The organism is Candidatus Eisenbacteria bacterium (genome assembly GCA_005893305.1).
In the GTDB taxonomy this organism is placed as follows: Bacteria; Eisenbacteria; RBG-16-71-46; order SZUA-252; family SZUA-252; genus WS-9.
In genome coordinates this window covers 41,007-47,458 of sequence record VBOZ01000007.1, presented here as the reverse complement: position 1 = coordinate 47,458, position 6,452 = coordinate 41,007, and the positions used below count along the sequence as shown (strand labels likewise).

Here is a 6,452-nt window from a genome sequence, read left to right as displayed (position 1 = left end):
CAGGCACGCTCGACCCCTCACCCGTCTTCGACATGACGGTGGATCTGGACGGCGTACCCGGTGGATACGCGGCGATGGACAAACGCCAGGCCCTCAAGGTCATGGTCAGGGTGTGAGGCTGTGGTAACTATGCGGCCGGCCGCCTCGGGCCCCTTCGCGCGTTGCCCAGCAAGACTAGGTACGAAGTCGGCGCCCGCGGCCTTGGACCCTCCGAACCGGGAAGAAGCCGGGAACAGGGCCAAACTGCCGCCGAAGCAGCACTTCGCAGAAACCAGAGATGGCGGGTCAAGCCCCGGCGGACTTCCCGGCGGGGTTGGGGCGCCAAACGCGCCTTCTTGGGCCGTAAGCGGGGACAAGGCTGGAGGTTCTCGTCCTATCCACGCACCTCGTGGGCTTCGCAAAAGCACTCATCAATACCATCGTCCAATAGACCACCGAATCCAGCGGGTGTGATCTAGCGTCACAAGGTCATAGTTCCAGGAGGAGAACCGCGCATGACGTGCCGTCCTTTGATGAGGGTTGAGGTCGTGGTTCCGCCGCCGCAGAAGCTCGGCGTGGTGCCTCAGGGAACGCGCGTGATCGCGGCGATCGCGGGCGGGACCTTCGAGGGCCCTCGACTGAGAGGCAAGGTCCTACCCGGCGGAGGTGACTGGACGCTCCTACGGCCCGACGGTGTTCTCGAGCTCGATCTGCGGATCACGCTGGAAACCGATGACGGCGCGCTGATCGGCATGTCGTCCTTCGGCCTACGTCATGGTCCTGCCGAGGTGCTGGCCGCACTGTCCCGAGGAGAGCCGGTGGATCCGTCAGAATACTACTTTCGTACGGCTCCGAGGTTCGAGACCAGCGCGCCGCAATACGCGTTCTTGAACCGGGTGCTGGCCATCGCTTCGGGCGACCGCCGCGCAGGCGGACCGATCTACTCGATCGAGGAGATCCTTTAGCAATGCACGATGGGCGCCGCAGAGACGTTTTGAAGGCCGTGGCGGTCACGGCGGCGAGCGCGCTGGCCGGATTCGCGCCGGGTGTCGACGCCGAGGGCCGGGCTATCAGGTCGCGGCCCCTCATGACGGTAAGAATCAGCGCGGCCACGCGCCAAACGTTCGGTCCGGTGCCTCACGGCATCCGTACCTTCGTGCCGGTCTCGGGAGGCAACTTCGAAGGCCCACGACTTCGCGGCCGGATCGTGCCCGGGGGAGGGGACTGGCTGTTGCTGCGCTCGGACGGCGTTCTGGAGCTGGACCTGCGCATCATCCTGGAGACGGACGATCACGCCCTCATCTACATGACGTTCCAGGGACTGCGGCACGGTTCCCCCGACGTGATCGCGGCCCTCGGACGGGGAGAGGTCGTCGATCCCGCGCGTTACTACTTCCGGACGCTGCCGCGGTTCGAGACCTCGGCGGAGCGATATGCTTTCCTGAATCGCATCATCACGGTCGGCTCGGGTGAAGCTCGTCCGGACGGAGCGATTCACAGGATCGAGGAGATCCTGTGACCGGTGGTTTCCGAGGTCCCCGCTCGTCATCTGCCGCTGCATGTTGCTGGGCTTTCTCTCCGACCTGCTCGCGTGGCCGCTAGCTAGGTCTCGGGCCGAAACCCGGCAAACCGGGCACATTAAGTGAGGGAAATCCACCGCCGGCGCCGCATTTCCGATAGTGAGCACCTGCCCATTCGGTAGGTGCTCTGTGCTAAGTTACTCTACTTCCTCAGCATGGGCCGTTAGCTCAGGAGGTAGAACACCTGCCTTTTAACAACAAGACCCACAAACGAGCCCGCTCGGCCAAGCCGCACAACGCCAACGAAATACAAAGCGCCCCCGCGAGTTACCACTCTCGGGGGCGCAGCCCTTTGGCGCCCTTTGCGGTCCCTTGAACCCTCTGAAAGCCCTTTCAAACCGGGAACACCGGGAACGCCTTCTGCGGTGACAACCGCGTTCGACGGAACTAGAGCATCCTTCGTATTGAGGGCTGGCTGATACCCCCAACCAAGGATCCTCTGCCCGTCGTCGAGGGAGTTGGACACACCGACCTCCCCCGATGATGTTCGCCAGAAGCGAGACTTCACGAAGTAGGGCGAGTCCTGTCCATCGTCAACGAGAGGGCTTCCAAATCGGCCCGTATAGAACTTGTTCAAATTGTCGAACAAGGAGTCTCCGGAATCTGCAGGGAGCACCAGAGGTCCGAAGTTAACCGCATAGAGTGTGTCGTTGCGGAAATTGAATTCTGCGCGCGTGTGGTATCCGAGAACGTCGAGGGCGACCTCAGCGTCAGCAAGTCCTCGCGCCGGAAACCCTTCGACGCGGGGGGTCCCGAGGCCAGGCGCGACCCCCTTCACTTGGGGAAGAGTAACACCTAGCGGCACGTACTCGAAAAGCATCAGCTTCTGCTCGTCGGTCATCTGTGAGAGGGGTGTCTGAACCATTCTTCCGGGTCGCCCGCCTTGTTCGGGTGCGCTCCTCGAGCAGCCCTCGGTGATGGGAAGCAAGGCCACCAGGACCACGATAGCGATGACAGGCGGTCGCATACGAACTCCCCTCTTGGCCGAACCTCGTTGGACCGGTTCACCCAGCGGATCGATCACCCCACCCAAAGCATATCTCAAGAAAACGTGCTAGGTTACAAGTTGCAGTCTAGTTGGGCCGTTAGCTCAGGTGGTAGAGCACCTGCCTTTTAAGCAGGGAGTCGATGGTTCGAGTCCATCACGGCCCACACCTTCAAAAACGAGACGCGCCCTGGCCCTGCATCGGGACCAAGGCGCGCCCGCGCTACCTCACAGAAGGAAGCCGCTCGCGCTGCTCACCCCTTCTTCTTCATCAAGCTCTTCACGCTCAGCGTTCCCGACCCCATTGATGCGAAATACAAGAAGAGGAAGCAGTAGACCACCGCAAGCTCCCCGTGGTTCACGATCGGATAGAGGCCGCCCTTCGCGTGCACCATGAAATAGGCCACGGCCATCTCGCCGCTTGCGAGGAAGGCGGCGATCCTCGTCCCGAATCCCAACCCGATCATGAGCCCGCCGACGAACTCGATGATCGCGGCCGTCAGCATCATGGGGTTCCCGGTCATGGCGGGACCGGTGGGCCACCCGAACAGCTTCTCCGCCCCGTGCATCGCGAACATCAAGCCTGTGACGATGCGAAGCAGGCCGTAGATCTGCGCGGAGAACCTCGAAAGGATGATCATCGTCTCTCCTCCTGATACAGGGACACTCCGCCCCGGCGGCGTCGGGGTCAGGCTACGGCCGCGGTTCTACTCCTCGAACCAGCTCCATAGGGTCCTTGACCTTGAGTGCGGCGATTGAAAGAAAGGACTGCGCGTGGCCGGCCCCGACCATGAAGCCGGTCGCACGCGACGCGGCATCCACCAGCTCCGTCACGCCGGGGCTCTCTCCCTTCGGCTTGGGTTTCTCAGGATTCGAAAACTGCGTGCGGTGAACCGACAACGCCCGCATCCAGTCTTTGAAATAGGGCGAGACATCGACCATAAACGTGGGCCGCATCCCGGGCGGGATGAAGTAGTAGAAGATCGCCTTCACCTGGTACGGCTCCCCCTCGATCGGAGCCTTCCGCAAGTGGGCGAGGTTGAACGCCTGCGATACCAGAATCCCGGTCTTGAAGTGATCGTTGTGCCCGAGGCCGCGCCCGATCGGGAGGTCGTAGTAGGGGGCGAAGATCATCTCGGGGCGGTACTTTCGCAGGATCGCGGCCACCTTGCAGCGGTTCTCGAAGGTGTCCTCGATCCGGTTGTCCCCGAGATCCATGTTCTCGCGAACGTCGAGTCGGAGAATCTTCGCGGCCTCCTCGCTCTCCTTATCGCGCTCCTCGGGCGTGCCCCAACCCTCGCGCTCCTCGGGCGTGCCCCAACCCATGTCCCCGCGCGTCATGTCAATGATGCCGGTCGTATGACCCAAATCCTTCATCTTGAGCAAGAGCCCGCCGGCTCCGATCTCGGCGTCATCCGGATGCGGGCCGAACACGAGGATGTCGAGTTTCATTCGGGATTAGGCTCCTTGGGCTTGAAGAGCTGATCGAGCTTCGTTCGGGCGTCTTGGGCGCGGTTTGTTTTGATTCCTGTAGAGACCGCCGAATTCAAAGAAAAGTAGTCGCAGAAGTTCCGGCGGTCGCGGTCGGTGACCCACTCCGCATTGGGCTCGCGACACTGGTTGTGGGCGTTCCGATCGAAGTGGCGGCACTGGACACAGGCGTGGAGGTCGCGCTGGCAGCTGGGGCAGACGCTGTCGCGGACGATCCGCAGCTTGGGATCGAGCGACGTGTGGCAGAAATAGCAGGCACTCATACCGCGTGTCCCCCCTGCACGATACCCACATGATAGGGAGGGGACAGGCGCGCGGGCCAGCGGTTTCTCCGGGCAGCGCGGGCCCCCTCCAACCCGGGCCGCCGGGCCCGACCGGCCGCTTGACAGGGCACCGACCGCGGTTCCATCATCCCGCCATGAAGACAGCCTGTGGATGGATGGCTGGCGCGATGGCGTTCACGCTGATCGCCGGCGGCTGCGCGACCGCGAAAAGGGAAGCGCCGGCGACGATCACGTGGAATACCGCGATGGACGCCGCGCTTGCCGACGCGGGGAAGAGCGGACGGCCGATCCTCCTCGACTTCTACACCGACTGGTGAACTTGGTGTAAGGCTCTGGAAGAGTCTACCTACACCGATCCCAAGTTCATCGAGTTCTCCAAGCGGTTCACCTGCGTGAAGCTGAACGCGGAGGTGGACACGGCTACGTCCGCCCATTACCGCGTGCGGAGCTACCCGACGGTCCTCGTCCTGAGATCGGACGGCGTCGAGATCGATCGCGTCGTGGGGTACTACCGCGCTCCTGAATTCACGGGGCTGGTGGAGGACTACCTCGACGGAAGGAACACGCTCGCCTCGATGGCGGGGGCCGAGTCGACGCAGGGCTCTGACCCTGCGTTCCTGGCGAAGCTGGCCGACCGCTACTTTGAGCACGGCCTTTACGCAGACGCCAAGGCTAGGTATCTACGCCTCGTGGCGCTCGACCGGGCGAACAAGAGCGGCCTGGTGGACGACGCGCTCATGAGTCTTTCGCGGATGAGTCGGAAGGACGGGGACTATGCGACCGCGCGGAAATACGCGCAAAAGGTACTCGACCGATACCCGGACAGCGACAACATGAGATCCGCGTTCCTCCAGGTAGCGATCAACTGGAAGAAGGCTGGCGATCTCGCGAAGGCACGAAAGGTATTTCTGGACTACGCAGGCAAGTTCCCCGAAGACGAAGACGCTCCCTATGCCAAGGAGCAGGCAGACACCTTGGCCGTCCAAATCGCCCGCAAATCCGGCGCCTGACGCGCCGCTCGTTCCGACCCCCACGACATGAAACTCGGCATCCTGGGTCCGCCCCAGAGCGGTAAGACGACGCTCTTCACCGCGGTCACGCGCGGGCAGGCGGAGTCGGGCTCGGCGCGCGGGGAGAAGGTCCATCTAGGCTCGGTGCGGGTGCCCGACGCCCGTCTCGAAAAGCTCCGCGAGATGCACCAGCCGAAGAAGTTCACCCCCGCCAAGGTCGACTACGTGGACGCTCCGGCCCTCGAGACCGCTCGGGGCGAGCGCGGCGCCCTCTCGGCCCTCACAGCGCTCCGAGACGTCGACGCGTTCGTGCTCGTGATCCGTGCGTTCGAGGATCCTGCCGTGCCGCACTTCATGCAGACGGTGGACGCGGCGCGCGATGCGGCATGGCTCGCGGGGGAGCTTCTACTCGAGGACCTCGCGGTCGTCGAGCGACGCGTCGACCGGATCGAGAAGTCGCTCAGGGTGGGGAAGAAGCCCGAGGACGCGAACGAATACGAGGCGCTGAAGAAGGTCATGGCGGCCCTCGAATCGGAGCGGCCGGCCCGCTCGGCCGGGCTCAACGCGCCCCAGGAGCGATCGCTGCGCGGCTTTCAGCTTCTCTCGGCGCGACCTTGGATCGTCGTCGTGAACGTGGATGACGCGGCGCTCAAGCTGGGGGAGGACGTGGTCTGCGATCCGATCCGCCGCCGCCTCCCGGAGCCGACGCCCCCCGTGATCGCCCTCTCGGCGAAGACCGAAGCGGAGTTGGTCGCGCTCCCGGAGGCGGACGCGGCCGAGTTCATGGCGGACCTCGGCATCCAGGAGCCCGGACTCACGCGGATGATCCGGCTTTCCTACACCGCCCTGGGCTTGCTCTCGTTTTTCACCGTCGGACCGGACGAGGTCCGCGCGTGGACCGTGCGCGACGGCGCCCTGGCGCCCGAGGCGGCGGGCGCGATCCACAGCGACCTGGAGCGCGGCTTCATCCGGGCCGAGGTGATCGGCTACGACGATCTGATCGATGCCGGCACAATGGCCAAGGCCCGGGAGCGGGGCCTCTTGCGCACCGAGGGGAGAGACTATAAAGTTCGGGACGGTGACATCGTGAACATCCGCTTTAGCGTGTGAGGGAAACATCCAG

9 protein-coding genes and 1 tRNA gene are annotated in these 6,452 nt (G+C 63.8%); 6 read left to right on the top strand and 4 right to left on the bottom strand.

The genetic code is table 11. From position 1 onward, the window contains the following. The 3 genes from E6K79_01305 to E6K79_01295 form a co-directional block, all read left to right on the top strand. On the top strand, positions 1-116 hold a 116-nt coding region (locus tag E6K79_01305), incomplete at its 5' end, for an IMP dehydrogenase (protein TMQ66917.1). A gap of 378 nt (positions 117-494) precedes the next feature. Further along, positions 495-944: a DUF3237 domain-containing protein gene (locus tag E6K79_01300; protein TMQ66916.1), complete on the top strand. Its 450-nt coding sequence runs from the start codon at positions 495-497 to the stop codon at positions 942-944. A gap of 2 nt (positions 945-946) precedes the next feature. Next, complete coding sequence (locus tag E6K79_01295) at positions 947-1,498, top strand: DUF3237 domain-containing protein (GenBank protein TMQ66915.1); 552 nt, start codon at positions 947-949, stop codon at positions 1,496-1,498. 224 nt (positions 1,499-1,722) lie between these two features. Here E6K79_01295 and E6K79_01290 read toward each other — a convergent pair whose 3' ends face one another. Next, a complete protein-coding gene (locus E6K79_01290) occupies positions 1,723-2,424 on the bottom strand; it encodes a hypothetical protein (GenBank protein TMQ66914.1) in 702 nt (233 codons plus the stop codon). Between the two features lie 214 nt (positions 2,425-2,638). Between E6K79_01290 and E6K79_01285 the strand changes: the two genes are divergently transcribed. Beyond that, positions 2,639-2,711 (top strand) — tRNA-Lys (locus E6K79_01285). An 87-nt stretch (positions 2,712-2,798) separates the two neighbouring features. Here the strand turns inward: E6K79_01285 and E6K79_01280 are convergent. The 3 genes from E6K79_01280 to E6K79_01270 are packed head-to-tail and all read right to left on the bottom strand — an operon-like array spanning position 2,799 to position 4,298. Continuing rightward, a complete protein-coding gene (locus tag E6K79_01280; GenBank protein ID TMQ66913.1) occupies positions 2,799-3,185 on the bottom strand; it encodes a DoxX family protein in 387 nt (128 codons plus the stop codon). Between the two features lie 52 nt (positions 3,186-3,237). Beyond that, positions 3,238-3,996 (bottom strand): bacillithiol biosynthesis deacetylase BshB1, encoded by a 759-nt coding sequence (locus E6K79_01275; protein TMQ66912.1) that lies wholly within the window; start codon positions 3,994-3,996, stop codon positions 3,238-3,240. Beyond that, complete coding sequence (locus E6K79_01270; GenBank protein ID TMQ66911.1) at positions 3,993-4,298, bottom strand: hypothetical protein; 306 nt, start codon at positions 4,296-4,298, stop codon at positions 3,993-3,995. The genes E6K79_01275 and E6K79_01270 overlap by 4 nt, the downstream gene beginning before the upstream one ends. A 413-nt stretch (positions 4,299-4,711) precedes the next feature. Here E6K79_01270 and E6K79_01265 point away from each other — a divergent pair, with 413 nt between their 5' ends. Continuing rightward, positions 4,712-5,329, top strand: coding sequence for a tetratricopeptide repeat protein (locus E6K79_01265; GenBank protein TMQ66910.1), 618 nt, complete (start codon positions 4,712-4,714; stop codon positions 5,327-5,329). Positions 5,330-5,356: 27 nt separating this feature from the next. Continuing rightward, positions 5,357-6,439: a redox-regulated ATPase YchF gene (ychF, locus tag E6K79_01260; protein TMQ66909.1), complete on the top strand. Its 1,083-nt coding sequence runs from the start codon at positions 5,357-5,359 to the stop codon at positions 6,437-6,439. The last annotated feature ends 13 nt before the right edge of the window (positions 6,440-6,452 follow it).

Excerpts from the sequence above, each read along its gene's own strand:
- ychF (TMQ66909.1), top strand. The coding sequence starts at position 5,357 with ATGAAACTCGGCATCCTGGGTCCGCCCCAGAGCGGTAAGACGACGCTC.
- E6K79_01290 (TMQ66914.1), bottom strand. The coding sequence starts at position 2,424 with ATGGTTCAGACACCCCTCTCACAGATGACCGACGAGCAGAAGCTGATG.
- E6K79_01280 (TMQ66913.1), bottom strand. The coding sequence starts at position 3,185 with ATGATCATCCTTTCGAGGTTCTCCGCGCAGATCTACGGCCTGCTTCGC.
- E6K79_01300 (TMQ66916.1), top strand. The coding sequence starts at position 495 with ATGACGTGCCGTCCTTTGATGAGGGTTGAGGTCGTGGTTCCGCCGCCG.
- E6K79_01275 (TMQ66912.1), bottom strand. The coding sequence starts at position 3,996 with ATGAAACTCGACATCCTCGTGTTCGGCCCGCATCCGGATGACGCCGAG.
- E6K79_01270 (TMQ66911.1), bottom strand. The coding sequence starts at position 4,298 with ATGAGTGCCTGCTATTTCTGCCACACGTCGCTCGATCCCAAGCTGCGG.
- E6K79_01295 (TMQ66915.1), top strand. The coding sequence starts at position 947 with ATGCACGATGGGCGCCGCAGAGACGTTTTGAAGGCCGTGGCGGTCACG.